We start from the raw sequence: 19,394 nt of genomic DNA, 5'->3' as shown, positions 1-19,394 counted from the left end.
AATTTCATTATTCTGTAGCTTCGGTTGTTGGAGTTGAATCAGCTGCCGGTGCTTCCGGTTCTTTTGCTTCCGGAGCAGTAGTTTCAGCTTTTTTAGCTTTTCCACCACGACGGCTTTTTGCTTTTTTCTCTTCTTTTTTACCTCCGTTGTATAGTTCATTGAAATCTACTAATTCGATCATCGCCATATCAGCGTTATCTCCCAAACGATTTCCTAACTTGATGATACGTGTGTAACCACCCGGACGGTCACCTACTTTTGCTGCTACTTCTCTAAAAAGTTCGGTAACACCATATTTATTTCTCAAGTAAGCAAAAACAATACGTCTGTTGTGCGTAGTATCTTCTTTAGATTTTGTGATCAATGGTTCTACAAATTGTTTCAATGCTTTTGCTTTAGCAACTGTTGTATTGATTCTTTTGTGTTCAATTAATGAACAAGCCATGTTCGCCAACATTGATCTTCTGTGACCTTGTTGTCTGCTTAAATGGTTTACTTTTTTTCCGTGTCTCATGACGTGTTTTTTTAACCTTCATCTTGCTTCAATCCGCTTTGGAGAGCAAAATATGAAGTAATTTATTCTTTATCTAGTTTATATTTTGACAAATCCATTCCGAAATGTAAGTTTTTGATTGCTACAAGCTCATCAAGCTCGGTCAATGATTTCTTACCGAAATTACGGAATTTCATCAAGTCATTTTTATTGAATGATACTAAATCACCTAATGTATCAACTTCAGCCGCTTTCAAACAATTTAAAGCTCTTACAGAAAGATCCATGTCCACAAGCTTTGTTTTAAGCAATTGTCTCATGTGTAATGACTCCTCGTCATACGATTCTGTTTGTGCAATTTCGTCAGCTTCCAAAGTGATTCTTTCATCTGAGAACAACATGAAATGGTGAATTAAAACTTTAGCAGCTTCTGTTAAAGCATCTTTTGGATTGATTGAACCATCAGTTTTGATTTCAAAAACTAATTTTTCATAATCTGTTTTTTGCTCAACACGGAAGTTTTCGATTGCATATTTTACATTTTTGATTGGTGTAAAAATAGAATCGGTGAAAATGGTTCCGATGGCTGCGTTTTGTTTTTTGTTTTCTTCTGCAGGAACGTATCCTCTTCCTTTTTCAATGGTTAACTCCATGTTGATGTTAACTTTTGAATCAAGATTACAGATAATCAATTCAGGATTTAATACTTGGAAACCTGAAATGAATTTTTGAAAATCACCAGCTGTAATTTGCTCTTTACCAGAGATAGAGATGGTCACGGTTTCATTGTCAACTTCTTCAATTTGACGTTTGAAACGAACTTGCTTTAAGTTCAAAATGATTTCGGTAACATCTTCTACTACTCCTGAGATGGTAGAAAACTCGTGATCTACACCTTCGATGCGTACAGATGTAATTGCATATCCTTCAAGAGCGGAAAGCAAAACTCTTCTAAGTGCATTACCAACAGTCAATCCGTAACCAGGTTCTAAAGGTCTGAATTCAAACTTACCTTCAAAATCGGTTGAATCGATCATGATAACTTTATCGGGCTTCTGAAAATTAAATATTGCCATAATTACGACTACTGTCAATTATTATTTGTTGTATAACTCAACGATTAGTTGTTCTTTGATGTTTTCTGGGATTTGTAAACGTTGTGGTACGGTTACAAAAGTACCTTCTTTGGTATCATTGTTCCAAGTGATCCACTCATAAACTTTGCTAGCACTTGCTAACGAGTTGTTGATAGCTTCAACAGATTTAGATTTTTCACGAACAGCAACTTTATCGCCAGGTTTTAGGTGGTAAGAAGGAACATTCACGATTTCACCATTCACAGTGATGTGTCTGTGTCCAACGATTTGACGAGCTGCTCTTCTTGATGGAGCAATACCCATTCTGTAAACCACGTTGTCTAAACGAGCTTCGCAAAGTTGTAAAAGGATTTCACCGGTTACACCTTTTGATGCTGCTGCTTTTTCAAATAAATTTCTGAATTGTTTTTCAAGAATTCCGTAAGTGTACTTTGCTTTTTGCTTTTCCATCAACTGAACTGCATATTCAGATTTTTTTCCTCTTCTTTTGGCTAAACCATGTTGCCCTGGAGGGTAATTTCTTTTTTCGAAGGCTTTGTCTTCTCCGAATATAGCTTCGCCAAACTTACGAGCTATTTTAGTTTTTGGACCAGTATATCTTGCCATTTTAAATTGTTTTAAGGTAGTGATTATGAATTCAGGTCAAATCCTTCGATAATCGGTCTCTACCTTGGGTTATACTTAAATAAAAATTATAAAGAACTGAAATAAATCAGTTAATCATTAAACTCTTCTTCTTTTTGGAGGTCTACATCCGTTGTGTGGCATTGGAGTAACATCGATAATTTCAGTTACTTCGATTCCGCCGTTATGGATAGAACGGATAGCAGACTCACGTCCGTTTCCTGGTCCTTTCACATACACTTTTACTTTCTTTAAACCAGCCTCAAGTGCTACTTTTGAACAATCTTCTGCTGCCATTTGAGCGGCATAAGGTGTGTTCTTTTTAGATCCTCTAAAACCCATTTTACCGGCAGAAGACCAAGAAATTACTTCACCTTTTTTATTCGTAAGGGAAATAATAATGTTGTTAAAAGTTGCATTAATATGAGCTTCACCCGTTGATTCAACGATAACTTTACGTTTTTTTGTTGTTGTCTTAGCCATATTACTTATTATTTAGTTGCTTTTTTCTTGTTAGCAACAGTTTTTCTTTTACCTTTTCTTGTTCTTGAATTGTTTTTAGTTCTTTGTCCTCTTAACGGAAGACCAGCTCTATGACGGATTCCTCTATAGCACCCGATGTCCATAAGACGTTTGATGTGTAGGGAAACTTCTGAACGCAATTCTCCTTCAATTTTGTAATAGGATACGGCGTCACGGATTCCTCCGATTTCGTCGTCGTTCCAATCTTGAACTTTCTTGTCTTGACTAACTTGAGCTTTTTCTAAAATCTCAATAGCTCTGCTTTTTCCGATACCGAAGATATAGGTTAAAGCAATAACTCCTCTTTTGTTTTTAGGTATATCTACCCCTGCGATTCTTGCCATAATTATCCTTGTCTTTGTTTAAATCTAGGATTCTTTTTGTTAATAACGTACAATCTGCCTTTTCTGCGAACGATTACGCATTCGGCACTTCTTTTCTTTACTGATGCTCTTACTTTCATTGTGAAATAGCTTTAATATCTATAAGTAATTCTTGCTTTTGTCAGGTCGTAAGGGCTCATTTCCAATTTTACTTTATCACCAGGTAATAATTTAATATAATGCATTCGCATTTTACCGGAAATATGAGCAATCACAACGTGACCATTTTCTAATTCTACGCGGAACATTGCATTTGATAATGCTTCGATGATTGATCCGTCTTGTTCTATTGCTGATTGTTTTGCCATAAAAATTAAGCTACAGCTTTTCTATTTTTACCACTTTTCATTAAACCATCATAATGTCTATTCAACAAATAAGAATTTATCTGCTGCATAGTATCAATTGCAACTCCTACCATAATTAATAAGGATGTACCACCAAAGAACATTCCCCAGTTTTGTTGAACTCCCATCAAATTAACCACAACTGCAGGAAATACTGCAATAAGTGCTAAGAAAAGAGAACCCGGTAATGTAATTAAAGACATCACTTTATCTAAAAAATCAGATGTTTCTAAACCAGGTCTGATACCCGGTATAAATCCACCACTTCTTTTTAAATCATCAGCCATTTTATTGGTTGGTACTGTAATTGCAGTGTAAAAATACGTAAAAACGATGATTAACAAGGCAAAAACAACATTGTACCAAAATCCAAACATATCACTAAAAGCTCCTGTAACGGATTGAGCCATTTCAGTGGATGAAAGACCGGCTACTGCAGCAGGAATAAACATAATTGCCTGTGCAAAAATAATTGGCATAACTCCTGATGCATTGAGCTTCAAAGGAATGAACTGCCTGTTACCACCCATCATATCTTGTTCAAAATCTCCACCAGCTGTTCTTCTGGCATATTGAACTGGTATTTTGCGTACCGCCATGACCAAAAGAATACTAGCTATGATAATTAATAACCAAAGAACAACTTCAAATACTAATTTAACCGGACCTCCTTGATCTTGTGATACTGTTGAAACAAATTCTTGTAAAAATGCTTCGGGTAAACGAGCTATGATACCTACCATAATTAATAAGGAGATACCGTTACCAATTCCTTTATCGGTAATTTTTTCACCTAACCACATCGCAAAAATAGTCCCTGTTACAAGAATAACTACAGCTGAAAAGAGGAATGAGAATGAATTAAATCCTAATAAAAATGCTTCAGATGGTAAGGTTCTGTACAAATTATAAATGTAACCAGGACCTTGAACTAAGGTGATAGCAATAGTTAACCAACGTGTAATCTGATTGATTTTTTTTCTACCACTCTCACCGTCCTTTTGCAGTTTTTGTAAATAAGGAACTGCGATTCCCATTAATTGCACCACGATGGATGCAGAAATGTAGGGCATAATTCCCAAAGCAAAAACAGATGCTTGTGAAAATGCTCCTCCGGTAAACATATTCAGAATCGAACCGATTCCTTGGTCTGTTTGCGATGCTAAGCCTTCTAACTTAGTTGCATCGATTCCCGGTAAAGTAACCTGTGCTCCAAAACGATAAACTAACAGTAAACCCAAAGTCACCATAATTCGGTTCTTTAGTTCTTCTATTTTCCAAACGTTTGCGAGTGCTTCAAAAAATTTCTTCATACAGTCAGTAAATTATAAAGTTACAGCTTCACCACCGGCAGCTTCGATTGCTGCTTTTGCAGTAGCAGTAAATTTGTGAGCGGTTACTTTTAATTTCGCTTTTAATTCACCTCGACCTAATACTTTTACCAATTCGTTTTTAGTAGCTAAACGGTTGTCAATGATAGTAGCGAAATCTACTGTATCAGTTACTGTTCCGTTATCCACTAAAGCTTGTAGTGTATCAAGGTTGATTCCTTGATAATCTACTCTATTGATATTTTTAAATCCAAACTTAGGTACACGTCTTTGAAGTGGCATTTGACCTCCTTCAAAACCAATCTTTTTAGAATAACCAGAACGAGATTTTGCTCCTTTGTGACCACGTGACGCAGTTCCACCTTTACCGGATCCTTCTCCTCTACCTAATCTTTTATTTTGGTTATGTGTTGAACCTTCAGCTGGTTGTAAGTTACTTAAATTCATTTTGAATAGTGTTATTTAGCTTCTTCAACAGAAACTAAGTGTTTAACTTTATTTACCATACCAAGGATAGCAGATGAATTTTCATGCTCTACTACTTGTCCTAATCTTTTAAGACCCAAAGAAACCAATGTTCTCTTTTGTGTTTGAGGACAGTTGATTTGACTTTTTACTTGTTTTACTAAAATCTTTGACATAATTTCCTTGTATATTAACCTTTAAATACTTTCTCTAAAGAAATTCCTCTTTGCTTAGACACTGTATAAGCACTTCTCATTTGAAGTAAAGCATCAAAAGTTGCTTTTACTACGTTGTGAGGATTTGAAGATCCTTGAGATTTTGATAATACATCGTGAATTCCAACTGATTCAAGTACTGAACGAACAGCACCACCAGCAATAACTCCTGTACCGTGAGAGGCAGGCATTAAAAATACACGAGCTCCACCAAATTTTCCTTTTTGTTCGTGAGGAACTGATTGACCACTTAGAGGAATCTTTACTAAATTTTTCTTAGCATCTTCCACAGCCTTAGCGATTGCTTCTGATACATCTTTAGATTTTCCTAATCCGTGTCCAACTACTCCATTTTCATCACCTACCACAACAATAGCAGAAAAACCAAATGCTCTACCACCTTTTGTTACTTTGGTAACACGATTTACACTTACCAAACGATCTTTTAATTCAAGACCACTAGGTTTTACTAACTCTACGTTTTTGTATTTATTATACATAATTTCTTAGAATTTAAGTCCGGCAGCTCTCGCTCCTTCTGCTAATGATTTAATACGACCGTGGTATAAGTATCCTCCTCTATCGAAAGTTACTGTTTCAATACCAGCTTTCAATGCTTTTTCAGCAACTAATTTTCCTACTGCGTTAGCCACTTCAACATTAGTACCTTTTGTATCTACCCCTTTATCTCTAGAGGATGCAGCCAAAATAGTTACTCCGTTTAAGTCATCTATCAACTGTGCGTAGATTTCTTTGTTGCTTCTGAATACAGAAAGTCTTGGTTTAGTAGCAGTTCCGCTTACAATCTTTCTAATTCTGAACTTAATTCTCTGTCTTCTATCAGATTTTGTTAATGACATAATCTTAATTTTTAAGCTGATTTACCTGCTTTTCTTCTTAATACTTCACCTACGAATTTAACTCCTTTTCCTTTGTAAGGTTCTGGACGACGGAAACCTCTAATTTTAGCGGCAACCTGACCTAAAAGTTGTTTATCGTGAGAGGTTAGTTTAACGATTGGGTTTTTACCTTTTTCTGAAATAGTTTCCAATTTAACTTCTGGAGCAATTTCTAAAACGATGTTGTGAGAAAATCCTAAAGCAAGATCTAATTTTTGACCTTGATTAGAAGCTCTGTACCCTACCCCTACTAACTCTAATTCTTTTGTAAAACCGTTTGATACACCGTTAATCATGTTACTGATTAAAGCTCTATACAAACCATGTTTAGCTCTATGATCTTTGTGGTCAGATGATCTTTCCACCAATACTTGACCTTCTTCAACTTTAACAGTTACGTCCGAAAACTCCTGTGATAATTGACCTAATTTTCCTTTTACTGTAATTACACCTTCGTTTACTTCTAAAGTTACGCCTGATGGAATTTCAACTGGATTTTTACCTATTCTTGACATCGTTCAGTCTTGTTTATTAGTATACGTAACAAATTACCTCTCCACCAACGTTCAATTGTTTTGCTTGCTTTCCGGTCATAAGACCTTTAGACGTTGAAACAATTGCAATTCCTAATCCGTTAAGGATTCTTGGAAGATTCGAAGAACCTGCATATTTACGTAAACCTGGTTTACTAATTCTTTGGATATCTCTAATTACAGGCTCTTTCGTTACTTTATCGTACTTAAGAGCGATTTTGATTGTACCTTGAATAGTACTATCATCAAACTTGTAGCTTAGGATATAACCTTGATCGAATAAAATCTTTGTGATTTCTTTTTTAAGGTTAGAAGCAGGAATTTCCACCACTTTGTGATTGGCTTTCACTGCATTTCTAACTCTTGTTAGATAATCTGCAATAGGATCTGTATACATATTTATAAAATTTTGGCAACGGTTTTCAGAGGAACTATTCCGCTGAACCTGAAACCATTAAACACATTTTTTAAAGTAGATAATTGTACGTTACCGGCAAAAATCCGGCAAATGTACAATTATCTGCTGAAATAAACTAACTACCAGCTAGCTTTCTTTACTCCTGGAATTAATCCTTGGTTAGCCATTTCACGAAAAGTTACACGTGAAATACCGAATTGTCTCATATACCCTCTTGGTCTTCCTGTTAATTTACAACGATTGTGTAAACGAACTGGAGAAGCATTTCTCGGTAATTTTTGTAAGCCTTCATAATCACCAGCTTCTAATAAAGCTTTTCTTTTTTCAGCATACTTATCTACCGCTTTTTGTCTTTTTACCTCGCGGGCTTTCATTGATTCTTTAGCCATATCTTAATTCTTTTTAAAAGGTAATCCTAATTCTGCTAATAATGATTTTGCTTCCTTGTCGGTTTTGGCCGTTGTAACAAAAGTAATGTCCATTCCTGAAATTTTGTTTACTTTATCAATATCAATTTCAGGGAAAATGATTTGTTCAAGTACTCCAAGATTGTAGTTACCTCTACCGTCAAAACCAGTAGCTTTAATTCCACCAAAATCTCTTACACGAGGTAAAGAAGATGTAATCAATCTATCTAAGAATTCATACATTCTCTCGCCACGCAAAGTAACTTTAGCACCAATTGGCATACCTTTTCTTAATTTAAAAGACGCAACGTCTTTTTTAGAAATAGTAGCTAAAGCTTTTTGACCAGTAATTTTTGTCAACTCGTCTACTGCATAATCAACTAATTTCTTGTCTGATACGGCAGCACCAACACCACGGCTAACAACGATTTTTTCAAGTTTTGGAACTTGCATCACGTTTTTGTAACCGAACTCTTCTTTCAAAGCAGGAATAACTCTGCTTTTATATTCTTCTTTTAGTCTAGGGATATAAGCCATTACTATAATACTTGATTAGATTTTTTTGAAAATCTTACTTTCTTATCTCCTTCTACTTTAAATCCAACTTTAGTTACTTTCTTTGACTTTGGGTCAATTAAAGACAAGTTTGATATTTGAATAGGAGCTTCTTTCTTCACGATTCCACCTTGAGGATTTTTTGCACTTGGTTTAGTGTGAACTGAAACCATGTTTGTTCCTTCAACAATCGCTTTATTTGCATCTACGAAAACACGTAAAACTTTACCTTCAGAACCTTTATGGTCGCCTGCAATAACTCTTACAATATCTCCTGATTTAATTTTTAACTTTGTCATCATCAATCGAATTAAAGCACTTCAGGTGCTAATGATACAATTTTCATGAATTGTTTTTCACGAAGCTCTCTTGCAACCGGACCAAAAACACGAGTTCCTCTCATTTCACCTGCCGCGTTCAACAATACACATGCGTTATCGTCAAAACGGATATAAGATCCATCAGCTCTTCTCACTTCTTTTTTAGTTCGTACAACAACTGCAGTTGATACAGCACCTTTTTTTACGTTTCCGTTAGGTGTTGCGTCTTTTATTGAAACTACAATTTTATCTCCAACAGAGGCATAACGACGTTTCGTTCCTCCTAAAACACGGATAGTCAAAACTTCTTTTGCTCCTGTGTTATCTGCTACTTTTAATCTAGATTCTTGTTGTACCATAATTACTTCGCTCTTTCAATGATTTCAACTAATCTCCAACATTTAGACTTACTTAAAGGACGCGTTTCGCTGATTCTTACCGTATCTCCAATGTTACAGTCATTTGTTTCGTCGTGTGCAACATATTTCTTTGTTTTTAACACGAACTTACCGTATAATGGGTGTTTTACTTTTCTTGTTTCAGAAACAACGATAGATTTCTCCATTTTGTTGCTCGTAACTACACCAATTCTTTCTTTTCTTAAATTTCTTTTTTCTTCCATCTTTCAGCAGAATACAATTATTGTAACTCTCTTTTACTTAGCTCAGTAACTAATCTCGCAATTGTTCTTCTCATCTTTCTAATTTGAAGCGGATTTTGAATTGGAGAAATAGTATGAGTCGTTTTTAGGTCGGCATACGTTTTTCTTGACTGACTAAGTTGTTCTTGTAACTCAGCTACAGATAGACTTATAATTTCTGATTGTTTCATAATGTATATAAGATTATGCTTCGAAATCTCTAGCAACGACAAACTTAGTTTTAACAGGAAGCTTTTGAGCTGCTAAGCGTAACGCTTCTTTTGCAACGGCCAAAGGCACACCTCCTACTTCAAACATAATTCTTCCGGGTTTAACAACGGCAGCCCAATATTCAACTGCACCTTTACCTTTACCCATACGTACTTCAAGAGGCTTCTTAGTGATTGGTTTATCCGGGAAAATTTTGATCCATAATTGCCCCTCTCTTTTCATAAAACGAGTAGCTGCAATACGAGCTGCTTCGATTTGGCGAGAAGTTAAGAACGAAGAATCCATTGATTTTATTCCGAACATCCCGTTTGAAAGCTCGTGACCTCTTTGAGAATCACCTTTCATTCTACCTTTTTGTACCTTACGGTATTTTGTTCTTTTAGGCTGTAACATTTTTCTTTAATTTAAAAAATTACTTTCTTTTACGTGGGTTTGATTTTCCGTTTGGTTTTCCTCCTCTTGGAGCATCACCACCTTTGTTTCCACCACCACCGGCTTGTTTTTTATCCATGCCTACTAATGGAGAAAGATCTCTCTTTCCGTAAACTTCACCTTTCATGATCCATACTTTGATACCCATTCTACCATAAGTAGTGTGAGCTTCAGCCAAAGCATAATCAATGTCGGCTCTGAAAGTTGATAGAGGAATTCTACCTTCTTTGAAACCTTCTGAACGTGCCATTTCAGCACCATTCAAACGACCGGAAATCAAAACTTTAATACCTTCTGCATTCATACGCATTGCTGCTGCGATAGCCATTTTAATAGCTCTTCTGTATGAAATACGGCTTTCGATTTGACGAGCGATACTTGTTGCAACTAAATAAGCGTCTAACTCAGGTCTTTTAATTTCAAAGATGTTAATTTGAACCTCTTTGTCAGTAATTTTCTTAAGTTCTTCTTTCAACTTGTCTACCTCTTGTCCGCCTTTCCCAATGATAATACCAGGTCTAGCAGTAGTGATAGTAACGGTTACAAGTTTTAAAGTTCTCTCGATGATTACTTTTGATACACTAGCTTTTGATAAACGAGCATGGATATACTTTCTGATTTTATAATCTTCGGCAATTTTATCACCGTAATCATTTCCACCATACCAGTTTGAATCCCATCCTCTGATGATCCCAAGTCTGTTTCCTATTGGATTTGTCTTTTGTCCCATCTTATTTATTAATTGCTTTGTGTGTTATTACTAGCTCCAAGCACGATTGTTACGTGATTTGAACGTTTTCTAATTCTGTGTGCACGACCTTGAGGAGCCGGACGAAGTCTTTTTAACATCATTCCACCGTCAACTCTGATCTCTTTTACAAATAAAGCAGCTTCTTCAATACTAGCTTCTGCGTTTTTAGCTTGCCAGTTGGCAATAGCTGATAACAACAATTTTTCTAATTTTCTTGAAGCTTCTTTTTGACTAAATCGTAATACATTTAGTGCTCTTTCCACTTTCTGACCTCTTACCAAGTCTGCAACCAAGCGCATTTTTCTAGGTGAAGTAGGGCAGTTATTCAATTTCGCGAAAGCTATCGACTTATTAGCCTCTTTTCTCGCATCTGCTGTTTCTCTTTTACGAACTCCCATTGCTTCTTATTTTTTACCTTTATTTTTAGCACCGGCATGACCTCTAAATGATCTTGTGGGTGAAAATTCTCCTAACTTGTGTCCTACCATGTTTTCAGTTACATAAACTGGAACAAACTGACGACCATTGTGTACTGCGATTGTTTTTCCTACGAAATCTGGAGTAATCATTGAAGCTCTTGACCAAGTTTTGATCACTGCTTTGTTTGATTTCTCGATATTCTCAAGAACTTTTTTATCTAATTTATAATGTACGAATGGTCCTTTTTTTAATGAACGTGCCATGTCTATCTAATTATTTCTTTCTGCGTTCAACAATATACTTATTACTTGGGCTCACTTTAGAACGAGTTCTATAACCTTTTGCAGGAATACCGTTTCTAGAGCGTGGGTGACCTCCAGAAGAACGTCCTTCACCACCACCCATTGGGTGATCAACAGGGTTCATTGCAACTGGTCTTGTTCTTGGTCTTCTACCTAACCATCTTGATCTACCGGCTTTACCAGAAACAATCAACTGATGATCGGAGTTAGACACTGCACCAATTGTAGCCATACAAGTTAACAAGATTAATCTTGTTTCGCCGGAAGGCATTTTGATAGTGGCATATTTTCCATCTCTTGCCATTAATTGAGCAAAGGTCCCGGCAGAACGAGCAATAATTGCTCCTTGACCAGGTCTTAACTCAATACAAGAAATTACTGTTCCTAGTGGAATTTTACTTAACGGTAAAGCATTTCCGATTTCCGGAGCAGCCTCTTCACCTGAAGTTACGATTTGACCAACATTTAAACCGTTTTGAGCAATCACATAGGTTTTAGCACCATCTGCGTAACTTAACAAAGCGATAAAAGCTGTTCTGTTTGGATCATACTCAATTGATTTTACAGTAGCTGGAATACCTGCTTTCGTTCTTTTAAAATCAATGATGCGATACTTTTGTTTGTGACCACCGCCTGTGTAACGCATGGTCATTTTTCCTTGACTATTTCTACCTCCTGAGTTATTTTTCGGTGCCAATAATGACTTTTCCGGCTTATCAGTTGTAATGGCGTCAAAACCATTCACAACTCTAAAACGCTGACCCGGGGTAATAGGTTTTAATTTTCTAACTGACATTACTTATTAGATATTGTTATAAAAATCAATTGTTTCTCCTTCTTGCACTTCAACGATAGCTTTTTTGAAAGAATTCGTTTTTGCACTTATCATTCCACTTTTTGTGTATTTTACAGAACGATCTGGTCTAACATTCATAGTGTTTATGGCAACAATCTTCACACCATAAGCAGTTTCAACTGCATTTTTGATTTGAATTTTATTTGCTTTTTTGTCCACTACAAAACCATAACGATTGTTTAATTCACTTTGCTTCGTGATTTTTTCAGTTATGATAGGTTTAATTATGATACTCATGGCCTATTATTTACTTAAATTTTCTTCAATTCCTTCCAAAGAACTCTCTAAAAGCACTAAATTATTTGTGTTCAAAATAGCATAAGTGCTTAATTCTGAGGTTGTTACAACTTTAGAAGCCTTTAAATTGCGTGACGACAAATATACATTTTTATTTGTATCGCCCAACACAAATAGAGATTTTTTATTTTCTAACCCTAAGGCTTTCAGAACTGTAATAAAATTCTTAGTGCTTGGTGTGTCAAAATTAAAATCTTCTACCACTACTAATTCTGAATCTTTTACTTTTTGAGAGAAGGCCGATTTACGAGCTAATCTTTTTAAAGTTTTGTTCAATTTGAAAGAATAGCTTCTTGGTCTAGGACCGAAAACTGTACCTCCACCTTTGAACAATGGATTCTTGATACTACCGGCACGAGCTGTACCTGTTCCTTTTTGTTTCTTAATTTTTCGAGTACTTCCTGTTACTTCTGCTCTCTCTTTTGCTTTGTGAGTACCTTGTCTTTGGTTGGCAAGATATTGTTTAACATCAAGATAGATAGCATGTTTGTTAGGCTCGATAGCGAAAACAGCGTCAGAAAGTTGAACTTTTCTGCCTGTATCTTTTCCGTTGATATCTAAAACTTTTACTTCCATTACTTCTGAATGATTACATAAGAGTTTTTATGTCCAGGAACGCATCCTTTTACTAATAACAAATTTTTATCTGCTACTACTTTTAAAACTCTAAGGTTTTGAATTGTTACATTGTCTCCTCCAGTTCTTCCTGCCATACGCATTCCTTTGAATACTCTAGATGGGTAAGAAGAAGCTCCAACAGAACCTGGTGCTCTTAAACGGTTGTGTTGTCCGTGAGTAGCTTGTCCAACACCACCAAAACCGTGACGCTTTACAACCCCTTGGAAACCTTTCCCTTTTGATACACCTTGTACATCAACAAATTCTCCTTCGCTGAATTGTTCTACAGTGACTAAATCACCTAATTTATACTCTGTTTCAAAATCTTGGAATTCAACGACTTTTTTCTTTGCAGAAGTTCCCGCTTTTTTAAAGTGACCTATGGCCGCTTTAGTTGCGTGTTTTTCTGTTTTGTCATCGAAACCAAGCTGAAACGCTTCATACCCGTCAACCGCTTTGGTTCTGACTTGGGTAACGACACATGGACCTGCTTCAATCACGGTGCAAGGAATATTTTTCCCATTCTCGTCGAAAATGCTAGTCATGCCGATTTTTTTTCCAATTAACCCAGACATATTAAACTATTTATAAATTATTAAAAATTCTTTTTCCGTAATTAAGACAAGAGTACTAAGCAATAAGAGATTTTCTTATCACTTAATACTTTCATCTTTGAACATTTATCACACTTTGATTTCAACTTCTACTCCACTTGGCAACTCTAATTTCATTAGAGCATCAATAGTTTTAGAAGAAGAAGAATAGATATCTAACAATCTTTTGTATGAACTCACTTCAAACTGCTCTCTTGCTTTTTTGTTAACGTGAGGAGAACGTAATACAGTGAATATTTTTTTGTGCGTTGGTAACGGAATTGGTCCAGTTACAACTGCTCCGGTACTTTTTACCGTTTTTACGATTTTCTCTGCTGATTTATCCACCAACATGTGATCGTAAGATTTTAATTTTATTCTGATTTTTTGACTCATTTTCGTTAGAATTAAGCGTTACCTTTTGCTTTTTTGATAACTTCTTCAGAGATGTTTGAAGGAGTTTGTTCGTAATGTGAAAATTCCATTGTTGAAGTTGCTCTACCAGAAGACAGTGTTCTTAAAGTAGTTACATAACCAAACATTTCAGATAGTGGCACAAACGCTTTAATCGTTTTTGCACCGGCTCTATCACCCATGTCGTTTACTTGACCTCTACGACGGTTCAAATCCCCTACGATATCACCCATATTTTCTTCCGGAGTAATTACTTCAATTTTCATGATTGGCTCAAGAATTACAGCTCCGGCAGCTTTTGCAACCTCTTTGTAACCCATTTTTGCAGCCAATTCAAACGAAAGTGCATCCGAATCCACAGGGTGGAACGATCCGTCTAACAAAGTTACTTTCAAACTATCAACCGCGTATCCTGCTAAAGGACCTTGCTTCATAGCTTCTCTAAAACCTTTTTCAACAGAAGGAATATATTCTTTAGGAACGTTACCCCCTTTTACTTCATTCACAAACTGAAGACCTACAAATGGTTTCCCATCAACCTCATCAGCCGGTTCTAAACGGAATACAATATCACCGAATTTACCACGACCTCCTGATTGTTTTTTGTAAGTTTCTCTGTGTTGAGCAGACTTAGTGAAAGCTTCTTTGTATTCTACTTGAGGCTCGCCTTGGTTTACTTCCACTTTGAACTCTCTTTTCATACGATCTACAAGAATGTCTAAGTGTAACTCACCCATTCCTGAAATGATTGTTTGTCCTGAAGCTTCATCTGTTCTAACAGTAAATGTTGGATCTTCTTCAGCTAATTTGGCTAAAGCCATACCCATTTTATCCACGTCAGCTTTAGTTTTAGGCTCAATTGCGATACCGATTACAGGATCAGGGAATTTCATACTCTCTAATACAATTGGGTGTTTTTCATCACACATTGTATCTCCTGTTTTAATATCTTTAAATCCAACTGCTGCTCCAATATCTCCAGCCTCAATAAATTCGATTGGATTTTGTTTGTTAGCGTGCATTTGGTAGATACGAGAAATTCTTTCTTTATTACCTGAACGTGTATTTAAAATATATGAACCAGCATCTAAACGACCTGAATAAGCACGGAAGAAAGCCAAACGACCAACATATGGGTCAGTTGCGATCTTGAATGCTAGAGCAGCGAATGGCTCTTTTGGATCTGGACGACGTAAAATTTTTCTTTGATCTTCTTCTAATAAATCAGTATCATCAGGATGAGTCCCAACAATACCTTCTTTATCCATAGGAGAAGGTAAATATTTACAAACAGCATCCAACATGAATTGTACTCCTTTGTTTTTGAAAGAAGATCCGGCAATCATAGGAATGATAGCCATATCAATTGTTGCTGCACGTAATGCATTGTTTATTTCTTCTTCAGTAATAGAGTTTTCGTCCTCCATGTACTTGTCAAGTAAATTTTCGTCGTAATCTGCAACCGCTTCAATTAAAATTGAACGGTATTTTTTTACTTCGTCCATCATATCAGCTGGAATATCAACGATGTCAAAAGTTGCTCCTTGTGTTTCGTCATGCCAAACAATTGCTTGGTTTTTAACTAAATCTACAACTCCTTTAAAATCGATTTCATCTCCGATTGGCAATGTAATCGCAACCGCATTTGATTTCAACATATCTCTAACTTGTTGACAAACTCCTAAGAAGTTAGACCCTTGACGGTCCATTTTGTTAACAAATCCCATTCTTGGTACTCGGTACTGATCAGCAAGTCTCCAGTTAGTTTCAGATTGTGGCTCAACACCATCCACTGCACTAAACAAGAACACTAATCCGTCTAGAACGCGTAATGAACGGTTTACCTCAACGGTAAAATCCACGTGTCCGGGAGTATCAATAATGTTAAAGTGATACGGTTTTGATTCCGCCGTTGGTTTTCCTTGATTGGTTGGGAAATTCCACTCACAAGTAGTAGCAGCAGAAGTAATTGTAATACCTCTCTCTTGCTCTTGTGCCATCCAGTCCATTGTTGCAGCACCATCGTGTACTTCACCAATTTTGTGTGATTTTCCGGTATAAAATAGAATACGCTCCGTTGTGGTAGTTTTACCAGCATCAATATGAGCTGCAATTCCGATATTTCTTGTGTATTTTAAATCTCTAGCCATTTCTTATGAATTAAAATCTAAAGTGAGAGAACGCTTTGTTAGCTTCTGCCATTTTGTGCGTATCCATTCTTTTCTTAACTGCTGCTCCTTCTTCTTTAGCTGCTGCTAAAATTTCTGAAGCTAATTTAGCTGCCATTGATTTTTCGTTTCTTCTTCTTGCATAAAGAATCATCCATTTGATAGCATAGGAAATCTTTCTATCCGGACGAATTTGCATTGGAATTTGGAAAGTAGCTCCACCCACTCTACGTGAACGAACTTCTACGTGAGGCATAACGTTTGTTAATGCATCTTTCCATACTTCTAAAGCAGATTTTTCAGCATCTTGCTTTTTTATTTCTACTATTTCTAAAGCCTCATAGAATACTTTGAAAGCGGTAGATTTTTTACCATCCCACATTAAGTTGTTTACAAAACGTGTTACCAATTGATCATTAAATTTTGGATCCGGTAAAAGAGGTCTTTTTTTGGCCTGTCTTTTTCTCATGTCTTTTCTTTAAAAGTTTCTAATTACTTTTTCTTTGCGGGTGCTGCTGGTTGACCTGGTTTTGGACGTTTTGCTCCATATTTTGAACGACGTTGCGTACGACCTGCTACTCCAGCAGTATCTAATGCACCACGAACGATATGGTATCTAACACCTGGTAAATCTTTTACCCTTCCGCCTCTAACTAATACTATCGAGTGCTCTTGTAGATTGTGTCCTTCTCCAGGAATGTAGGCATTTACCTCGTTTCCGTTTGTTAAACGAACCCTAGCCACTTTTCTCATTGCTGAGTTTGGTTTTTTAGGCGTCGTTGTGTAAACACGAGTACACACACCTCTTCGTTGAGGACAAGAATCTAAAGCAGCCGATTTACTCTTCTTAGTTATTTGGGCTCTCCCTGTTCTTACTAATTGTTGAATTGTTGGCATAATTAATACTAAAAATTTCTATGTTTTTTAAAATTACCCTATTTTAAGGGGTTGCAAATGTAGTACTTTTTTTTGTTAAAACAAATCATAATTTATTTATTTTGTTTTAGTTGGGATTTTTTGAGTTACTAAGGTACTGAGGTGCTGAGTTGCTTAGTTTTTGGATGGAAGATGGAAGGTGGGAGTTCGTAGTTTTTAAATTTGTAATTTTTGATATTGACATTGATTTTTGATATTGACTCTTGACATTGCCTCTCCCCTGCCCCTGATTGCAATGGAAAGCCCGTATACCATATATCCTTTTTTTGCGTTACTTTTATCGAAATTAAAAATGGTTTTGAAAAGGGTTTTATTTATCGTCTTGTTTGTATTGTTTTTCTGTTTCGGAAAGGCTCAAAATGTCTATTTAACCATCGAAGGCTCGACTACTGAAGAAACAAAAAAAATTGATTCAATTGGTTATGCCAAACAATTTGTGAATGCAAAAGGTGTTGTGGATGAAACAAAACTGTTTAGCAAGAAGCTTTTTGAATTGGGTTATTTGGAAAGCGAAAACTTGAGTAATAAAAAAGCAAACGATTCTACTTTTCTGTTTGAATATAGGTTAAGAAAAAGAACTTCGCAATTACATATATATATAGGTAAAGAAATGTTGCCTTTTTTGGGTGAGGATTTTAAGGTGGATAATGGAGAATTAAAGCTTCCGATTGAAAATGTGGAACCTTTTATGTCCGGTATTTTGAAACGATTGGAAGCAACCGGTTATTCGTTGGCTCAATTAAAGTTAGAAAATTTTAGAACGCAAGAAAATTTGCTTTATGCCGATTTGATGATCAAACCAAACAAACAAAGAGCTTTAAACGACATTGTGATTGATGGTTTTGAAAAGTTTCCGGAAAGTCATCGAATCAATTTAAAAAAAATGTATGCCAAACAAACGTTTAATCAATCAAATCTAGATAAGTTATATAAAACGGTGGAAGGCTTTCGATTTGTGCGACAAACAAAATATCCTGAAATTCTGTTTACCCAAGATTCTACCAAAGTCTATGTGTATTTAGAAAAAGCAAAAGCCAACCGATTTGATGGTTTTGTAGGTTTTAATAACGACGAAGGCGGAAAAATAAATTTTAATGGTTATGTGGATTTGCTTTTGCACAACCTTTTGAATTCAGGGGAACAGTTTTCAATATTTTGGAAAAGCGACGGCAATGAGCAGACTACATTTAATGCCGGCTTGCAAATTCCGTATCTTTTTAAAAGCTCTTTGGGATTGAAAACGGAATTACAGATTTTTAAGCAAGATAGTACATTTCAAAACACACGTACATCAATTGATTTAGGTTATCTTTTCACCTATAATACAAGAGCTTATTTAGGGTATCAATCCACCGAATCAAGTGATATTCAAAATACAAATTCCAGTTTTATCAGTGATTTTAAAAATTCTTTTGTAACTGGACAGTTTGAATACACTGATTTTAAAACCGATGACTTTTTATTTCCTGAAAAAACTGCTTTTGATTTAAAACTTGGTTTAGGAAATCGGGATTCTAAAAACGATTCACAAAGTCAGTTGTTCGGTCAGCTGGAACTAAGGCATAACTTGTATTTGAACGCTAAAAATATTGTTCATATGAAATCGCAGAGTTATTACCTCAAAAGTGATGCTTACATAGTAAATGAATTACATCGCTTTGGTGGAATTAATTCGATTCGGGGTTTTAATGAAAACACTTTGCAAGGAAATTTGTTTTCGTCTATTCTAACGGAATACCGTTATGTTCTTTCTTCCGGAATATTTATCCATTCCATTATTGATTATGGCTATTACCAAGATAAAACAATCGATTTTAGTGATTCCCTTCTAGGATTAGGTTTTGGTTTTGGACTGTTAACCAAAAACGGACTTTTTAATTTGGTTTATGCCAATGGAAGTGTGGGCAATCAGGAAATTAAACTTTCCAATTCGATTGTTCATATTAGTTTTAAAACAAACTTTTAAATAACTAACAAACGACACTTACAACAACCGACTCATTGAAGTGATTTAAACTTATTTTGTAAATATAAAAGGGTTGACGAAATTTGTGTTGCAAAACATAATCATTTCAAAATCAACCCTTATGTACAGTGTACTTGACAAAGATATAATAAAAAGTGAAA

Annotated in this window: 33 protein-coding genes; 1 reads left to right on the top strand and 32 read right to left on the bottom strand. The window is 35.8% G+C overall.

The annotated features are described in order from the left end of the window. Nucleotides 1–7 precede the first annotated feature (7 nt). From rplQ to rpsL, 32 genes are all read right to left on the bottom strand, one after another. Entirely contained in the window at nucleotides 8–514 is a 507-nt protein-coding gene (gene rplQ / locus ACIQ0M_RS11865) for a 50S ribosomal protein L17 (protein WP_396152485.1), read from the bottom strand. Nucleotides 515–576: 62 nt separating this feature from the next. Next, nucleotides 577–1,569, bottom strand: a complete 993-nt coding sequence (locus ACIQ0M_RS11860) for a DNA-directed RNA polymerase subunit alpha (RefSeq protein WP_129463099.1) — start codon at nucleotides 1,567–1,569, stop codon at nucleotides 577–579. A 21-nt stretch (nucleotides 1,570–1,590) separates the two neighbouring features. After that, nucleotides 1,591–2,196, bottom strand: coding sequence for a 30S ribosomal protein S4 (gene rpsD / locus ACIQ0M_RS11855; protein ID WP_129463100.1), 606 nt, complete (start codon nucleotides 2,194–2,196; stop codon nucleotides 1,591–1,593). A gap of 117 nt (nucleotides 2,197–2,313) precedes the next feature. After that, nucleotides 2,314–2,697: a 30S ribosomal protein S11 gene (rpsK, locus tag ACIQ0M_RS11850; protein ID WP_129463101.1), complete on the bottom strand. Its 384-nt coding sequence runs from the start codon at nucleotides 2,695–2,697 to the stop codon at nucleotides 2,314–2,316. Between the two features lie 8 nt (nucleotides 2,698–2,705). Continuing rightward, complete coding sequence (rpsM, locus tag ACIQ0M_RS11845; protein WP_129463102.1) at nucleotides 2,706–3,080, bottom strand: 30S ribosomal protein S13; 375 nt, start codon at nucleotides 3,078–3,080, stop codon at nucleotides 2,706–2,708. Nucleotides 3,081–3,082: 2 nt separating this feature from the next. Continuing rightward, on the bottom strand, nucleotides 3,083–3,199 hold the full coding sequence (gene ykgO, locus ACIQ0M_RS11840) for a type B 50S ribosomal protein L36 (protein WP_084139925.1): 117 nt from the start codon (nucleotides 3,197–3,199) through the stop codon (nucleotides 3,083–3,085). A gap of 12 nt (nucleotides 3,200–3,211) precedes the next feature. Beyond that, entirely contained in the window at nucleotides 3,212–3,427 is a 216-nt protein-coding gene (gene infA / locus ACIQ0M_RS11835) for a translation initiation factor IF-1 (RefSeq protein WP_112086714.1), read from the bottom strand. Nucleotides 3,428–3,432: 5 nt separating this feature from the next. Next, nucleotides 3,433–4,779 (bottom strand): preprotein translocase subunit SecY, encoded by a 1,347-nt coding sequence (gene secY, locus ACIQ0M_RS11830; RefSeq protein WP_396152481.1) that lies wholly within the window; start codon nucleotides 4,777–4,779, stop codon nucleotides 3,433–3,435. 12 nt (nucleotides 4,780–4,791) lie between these two features. After that, entirely contained in the window at nucleotides 4,792–5,244 is a 453-nt protein-coding gene (gene rplO / locus ACIQ0M_RS11825) for a 50S ribosomal protein L15 (protein ID WP_129463104.1), read from the bottom strand. An 11-nt stretch (nucleotides 5,245–5,255) separates the two neighbouring features. Beyond that, a complete protein-coding gene (gene rpmD, locus ACIQ0M_RS11820; protein WP_396152479.1) occupies nucleotides 5,256–5,438 on the bottom strand; it encodes a 50S ribosomal protein L30 in 183 nt (60 codons plus the stop codon). Nucleotides 5,439–5,452: 14 nt separating this feature from the next. After that, nucleotides 5,453–5,977, bottom strand: a complete 525-nt coding sequence (rpsE, locus tag ACIQ0M_RS11815; protein WP_112086718.1) for a 30S ribosomal protein S5 — start codon at nucleotides 5,975–5,977, stop codon at nucleotides 5,453–5,455. 6 nt (nucleotides 5,978–5,983) lie between these two features. Beyond that, on the bottom strand, nucleotides 5,984–6,337 hold the full coding sequence (gene rplR / locus ACIQ0M_RS11810) for a 50S ribosomal protein L18 (protein ID WP_396152477.1): 354 nt from the start codon (nucleotides 6,335–6,337) through the stop codon (nucleotides 5,984–5,986). An 11-nt stretch (nucleotides 6,338–6,348) separates the two neighbouring features. Beyond that, nucleotides 6,349–6,891: a 50S ribosomal protein L6 gene (gene rplF / locus ACIQ0M_RS11805; protein ID WP_396152475.1), complete on the bottom strand. Its 543-nt coding sequence runs from the start codon at nucleotides 6,889–6,891 to the stop codon at nucleotides 6,349–6,351. Nucleotides 6,892–6,907: 16 nt separating this feature from the next. Beyond that, nucleotides 6,908–7,306: a 30S ribosomal protein S8 gene (rpsH, locus tag ACIQ0M_RS11800; RefSeq protein WP_396152473.1), complete on the bottom strand. Its 399-nt coding sequence runs from the start codon at nucleotides 7,304–7,306 to the stop codon at nucleotides 6,908–6,910. Between the two features lie 140 nt (nucleotides 7,307–7,446). Beyond that, complete coding sequence (rpsN, locus tag ACIQ0M_RS11795; RefSeq protein WP_129463110.1) at nucleotides 7,447–7,716, bottom strand: 30S ribosomal protein S14; 270 nt, start codon at nucleotides 7,714–7,716, stop codon at nucleotides 7,447–7,449. A gap of 3 nt (nucleotides 7,717–7,719) precedes the next feature. Then, nucleotides 7,720–8,271, bottom strand: a complete 552-nt coding sequence (rplE, locus tag ACIQ0M_RS11790) for a 50S ribosomal protein L5 (protein WP_396152471.1) — start codon at nucleotides 8,269–8,271, stop codon at nucleotides 7,720–7,722. Nucleotides 8,272–8,273: 2 nt separating this feature from the next. Further along, a complete protein-coding gene (gene rplX / locus ACIQ0M_RS11785; protein ID WP_396152469.1) occupies nucleotides 8,274–8,588 on the bottom strand; it encodes a 50S ribosomal protein L24 in 315 nt (104 codons plus the stop codon). Nucleotides 8,589–8,599: 11 nt separating this feature from the next. Then, nucleotides 8,600–8,968, bottom strand: coding sequence for a 50S ribosomal protein L14 (gene rplN / locus ACIQ0M_RS11780; protein WP_007803649.1), 369 nt, complete (start codon nucleotides 8,966–8,968; stop codon nucleotides 8,600–8,602). 2 nt (nucleotides 8,969–8,970) lie between these two features. Continuing rightward, complete coding sequence (gene rpsQ / locus ACIQ0M_RS11775; protein WP_129463113.1) at nucleotides 8,971–9,231, bottom strand: 30S ribosomal protein S17; 261 nt, start codon at nucleotides 9,229–9,231, stop codon at nucleotides 8,971–8,973. Between the two features lie 17 nt (nucleotides 9,232–9,248). After that, nucleotides 9,249–9,440: a 50S ribosomal protein L29 gene (gene rpmC, locus ACIQ0M_RS11770; RefSeq protein ID WP_129463114.1), complete on the bottom strand. Its 192-nt coding sequence runs from the start codon at nucleotides 9,438–9,440 to the stop codon at nucleotides 9,249–9,251. A gap of 13 nt (nucleotides 9,441–9,453) precedes the next feature. Next, nucleotides 9,454–9,873: a 50S ribosomal protein L16 gene (gene rplP / locus ACIQ0M_RS11765; RefSeq protein WP_112086726.1), complete on the bottom strand. Its 420-nt coding sequence runs from the start codon at nucleotides 9,871–9,873 to the stop codon at nucleotides 9,454–9,456. 19 nt (nucleotides 9,874–9,892) lie between these two features. Beyond that, nucleotides 9,893–10,642 carry a 30S ribosomal protein S3 gene (rpsC, locus tag ACIQ0M_RS11760; RefSeq protein WP_112086727.1) on the bottom strand — a complete coding sequence of 250 codons (750 nt, stop codon included), beginning with the start codon at nucleotides 10,640–10,642 and terminating at the stop codon, nucleotides 9,893–9,895. Between the two features lie 8 nt (nucleotides 10,643–10,650). Next, entirely contained in the window at nucleotides 10,651–11,061 is a 411-nt protein-coding gene (rplV, locus tag ACIQ0M_RS11755; RefSeq protein ID WP_129463116.1) for a 50S ribosomal protein L22, read from the bottom strand. 6 nt (nucleotides 11,062–11,067) lie between these two features. Then, entirely contained in the window at nucleotides 11,068–11,346 is a 279-nt protein-coding gene (gene rpsS / locus ACIQ0M_RS11750) for a 30S ribosomal protein S19 (RefSeq protein ID WP_396152466.1), read from the bottom strand. A 10-nt stretch (nucleotides 11,347–11,356) separates the two neighbouring features. Continuing rightward, a complete protein-coding gene (gene rplB, locus ACIQ0M_RS11745; RefSeq protein ID WP_396152464.1) occupies nucleotides 11,357–12,181 on the bottom strand; it encodes a 50S ribosomal protein L2 in 825 nt (274 codons plus the stop codon). Nucleotides 12,182–12,187: 6 nt separating this feature from the next. Beyond that, a complete protein-coding gene (gene rplW, locus ACIQ0M_RS11740) occupies nucleotides 12,188–12,478 on the bottom strand; it encodes a 50S ribosomal protein L23 (RefSeq protein ID WP_396152462.1) in 291 nt (96 codons plus the stop codon). Between the two features lie 6 nt (nucleotides 12,479–12,484). After that, nucleotides 12,485–13,114, bottom strand: a complete 630-nt coding sequence (gene rplD / locus ACIQ0M_RS11735; RefSeq protein ID WP_396152460.1) for a 50S ribosomal protein L4 — start codon at nucleotides 13,112–13,114, stop codon at nucleotides 12,485–12,487. Further along, nucleotides 13,114–13,731, bottom strand: a complete 618-nt coding sequence (gene rplC / locus ACIQ0M_RS11730; RefSeq protein WP_396152458.1) for a 50S ribosomal protein L3 — start codon at nucleotides 13,729–13,731, stop codon at nucleotides 13,114–13,116. The genes rplD and rplC overlap by 1 nt, the downstream gene beginning before the upstream one ends. 108 nt (nucleotides 13,732–13,839) lie before the next feature. Further along, the gene (rpsJ, locus tag ACIQ0M_RS11725; protein ID WP_026710316.1) at nucleotides 13,840–14,145 is read right to left on the bottom strand and encodes a 30S ribosomal protein S10; all 306 of its coding nucleotides are present in this window, start codon (nucleotides 14,143–14,145) and stop codon (nucleotides 13,840–13,842) included. 11 nt (nucleotides 14,146–14,156) lie between these two features. Then, complete coding sequence (fusA, locus tag ACIQ0M_RS11720) at nucleotides 14,157–16,313, bottom strand: elongation factor G (protein ID WP_396152455.1); 2,157 nt, start codon at nucleotides 16,311–16,313, stop codon at nucleotides 14,157–14,159. A 10-nt stretch (nucleotides 16,314–16,323) separates the two neighbouring features. After that, the gene (gene rpsG / locus ACIQ0M_RS11715) at nucleotides 16,324–16,800 is read right to left on the bottom strand and encodes a 30S ribosomal protein S7 (protein WP_396152453.1); all 477 of its coding nucleotides are present in this window, start codon (nucleotides 16,798–16,800) and stop codon (nucleotides 16,324–16,326) included. Between the two features lie 23 nt (nucleotides 16,801–16,823). After that, nucleotides 16,824–17,228 (bottom strand): 30S ribosomal protein S12, encoded by a 405-nt coding sequence (rpsL, locus tag ACIQ0M_RS11710; protein WP_129463124.1) that lies wholly within the window; start codon nucleotides 17,226–17,228, stop codon nucleotides 16,824–16,826. A 331-nt stretch (nucleotides 17,229–17,559) separates the two neighbouring features. On the opposite strand from rpsL, the gene ACIQ0M_RS11705 reads away from it, so the two are divergent. After that, entirely contained in the window at nucleotides 17,560–19,233 is a 1,674-nt protein-coding gene (locus ACIQ0M_RS11705) for a hypothetical protein (RefSeq protein WP_396152451.1), read from the top strand. Nucleotides 19,234–19,394 lie beyond the last annotated feature (161 nt).

Origin of the sequence: Flavobacterium sp., assembly GCF_044339515.1 — a bacterium.
Taxonomy (GTDB): Bacteria; Bacteroidota; Bacteroidia; order Flavobacteriales; family Flavobacteriaceae; genus Flavobacterium.
This window is presented reverse-complemented; position numbering and strand designations above follow the sequence as displayed.

Excerpts from the sequence above, each read along its gene's own strand:
- rplQ (WP_396152485.1), bottom strand. The coding sequence starts at position 514 with ATGAGACACGGAAAAAAAGTAAACCATTTAAGCAGACAACAAGGTCAC.
- ACIQ0M_RS11860 (WP_129463099.1), bottom strand. The coding sequence starts at position 1,569 with ATGGCAATATTTAATTTTCAGAAGCCCGATAAAGTTATCATGATCGAT.
- rpsD (WP_129463100.1), bottom strand. The coding sequence starts at position 2,196 with ATGGCAAGATATACTGGTCCAAAAACTAAAATAGCTCGTAAGTTTGGC.
- rpsK (WP_129463101.1), bottom strand. The coding sequence starts at position 2,697 with ATGGCTAAGACAACAACAAAAAAACGTAAAGTTATCGTTGAATCAACG.
- rpsM (WP_129463102.1), bottom strand. The coding sequence starts at position 3,080 with ATGGCAAGAATCGCAGGGGTAGATATACCTAAAAACAAAAGAGGAGTT.
- ykgO (WP_084139925.1), bottom strand. The coding sequence starts at position 3,199 with ATGAAAGTAAGAGCATCAGTAAAGAAAAGAAGTGCCGAATGCGTAATC.
- infA (WP_112086714.1), bottom strand. The coding sequence starts at position 3,427 with ATGGCAAAACAATCAGCAATAGAACAAGACGGATCAATCATCGAAGCA.
- secY (WP_396152481.1), bottom strand. The coding sequence starts at position 4,779 with ATGAAGAAATTTTTTGAAGCACTCGCAAACGTTTGGAAAATAGAAGAA.
- rplO (WP_129463104.1), bottom strand. The coding sequence starts at position 5,244 with ATGAATTTAAGTAACTTACAACCAGCTGAAGGTTCAACACATAACCAA.
- rpmD (WP_396152479.1), bottom strand. The coding sequence starts at position 5,438 with ATGTCAAAGATTTTAGTAAAACAAGTAAAAAGTCAAATCAACTGTCCT.
- rpsE (WP_112086718.1), bottom strand. The coding sequence starts at position 5,977 with ATGTATAATAAATACAAAAACGTAGAGTTAGTAAAACCTAGTGGTCTT.
- rplR (WP_396152477.1), bottom strand. The coding sequence starts at position 6,337 with ATGTCATTAACAAAATCTGATAGAAGACAGAGAATTAAGTTCAGAATT.
- rplF (WP_396152475.1), bottom strand. The coding sequence starts at position 6,891 with ATGTCAAGAATAGGTAAAAATCCAGTTGAAATTCCATCAGGCGTAACT.
- rpsH (WP_396152473.1), bottom strand. The coding sequence starts at position 7,306 with ATGTATACAGATCCTATTGCAGATTATCTAACAAGAGTTAGAAATGCA.
- rpsN (WP_129463110.1), bottom strand. The coding sequence starts at position 7,716 with ATGGCTAAAGAATCAATGAAAGCCCGCGAGGTAAAAAGACAAAAAGCG.
- rplE (WP_396152471.1), bottom strand. The coding sequence starts at position 8,271 with ATGGCTTATATCCCTAGACTAAAAGAAGAATATAAAAGCAGAGTTATT.
- rplX (WP_396152469.1), bottom strand. The coding sequence starts at position 8,588 with ATGACAAAGTTAAAAATTAAATCAGGAGATATTGTAAGAGTTATTGCA.
- rplN (WP_007803649.1), bottom strand. The coding sequence starts at position 8,968 with ATGGTACAACAAGAATCTAGATTAAAAGTAGCAGATAACACAGGAGCA.
- rpsQ (WP_129463113.1), bottom strand. The coding sequence starts at position 9,231 with ATGGAAGAAAAAAGAAATTTAAGAAAAGAAAGAATTGGTGTAGTTACG.
- rpmC (WP_129463114.1), bottom strand. The coding sequence starts at position 9,440 with ATGAAACAATCAGAAATTATAAGTCTATCTGTAGCTGAGTTACAAGAA.
- rplP (WP_112086726.1), bottom strand. The coding sequence starts at position 9,873 with ATGTTACAGCCTAAAAGAACAAAATACCGTAAGGTACAAAAAGGTAGA.
- rpsC (WP_112086727.1), bottom strand. The coding sequence starts at position 10,642 with ATGGGACAAAAGACAAATCCAATAGGAAACAGACTTGGGATCATCAGA.
- rplV (WP_129463116.1), bottom strand. The coding sequence starts at position 11,061 with ATGGGAGTTCGTAAAAGAGAAACAGCAGATGCGAGAAAAGAGGCTAAT.
- rpsS (WP_396152466.1), bottom strand. The coding sequence starts at position 11,346 with ATGGCACGTTCATTAAAAAAAGGACCATTCGTACATTATAAATTAGAT.
- rplB (WP_396152464.1), bottom strand. The coding sequence starts at position 12,181 with ATGTCAGTTAGAAAATTAAAACCTATTACCCCGGGTCAGCGTTTTAGA.
- rplW (WP_396152462.1), bottom strand. The coding sequence starts at position 12,478 with ATGAGTATCATAATTAAACCTATCATAACTGAAAAAATCACGAAGCAA.
- rplD (WP_396152460.1), bottom strand. The coding sequence starts at position 13,114 with ATGGAAGTAAAAGTTTTAGATATCAACGGAAAAGATACAGGCAGAAAA.
- rplC (WP_396152458.1), bottom strand. The coding sequence starts at position 13,731 with ATGTCTGGGTTAATTGGAAAAAAAATCGGCATGACTAGCATTTTCGAC.
- rpsJ (WP_026710316.1), bottom strand. The coding sequence starts at position 14,145 with ATGAGTCAAAAAATCAGAATAAAATTAAAATCTTACGATCACATGTTG.
- fusA (WP_396152455.1), bottom strand. The coding sequence starts at position 16,313 with ATGGCTAGAGATTTAAAATACACAAGAAATATCGGAATTGCAGCTCAT.
- rpsG (WP_396152453.1), bottom strand. The coding sequence starts at position 16,800 with ATGAGAAAAAGACAGGCCAAAAAAAGACCTCTTTTACCGGATCCAAAA.
- rpsL (WP_129463124.1), bottom strand. The coding sequence starts at position 17,228 with ATGCCAACAATTCAACAATTAGTAAGAACAGGGAGAGCCCAAATAACT.
- ACIQ0M_RS11705 (WP_396152451.1), top strand. The coding sequence starts at position 17,560 with ATGGTTTTGAAAAGGGTTTTATTTATCGTCTTGTTTGTATTGTTTTTC.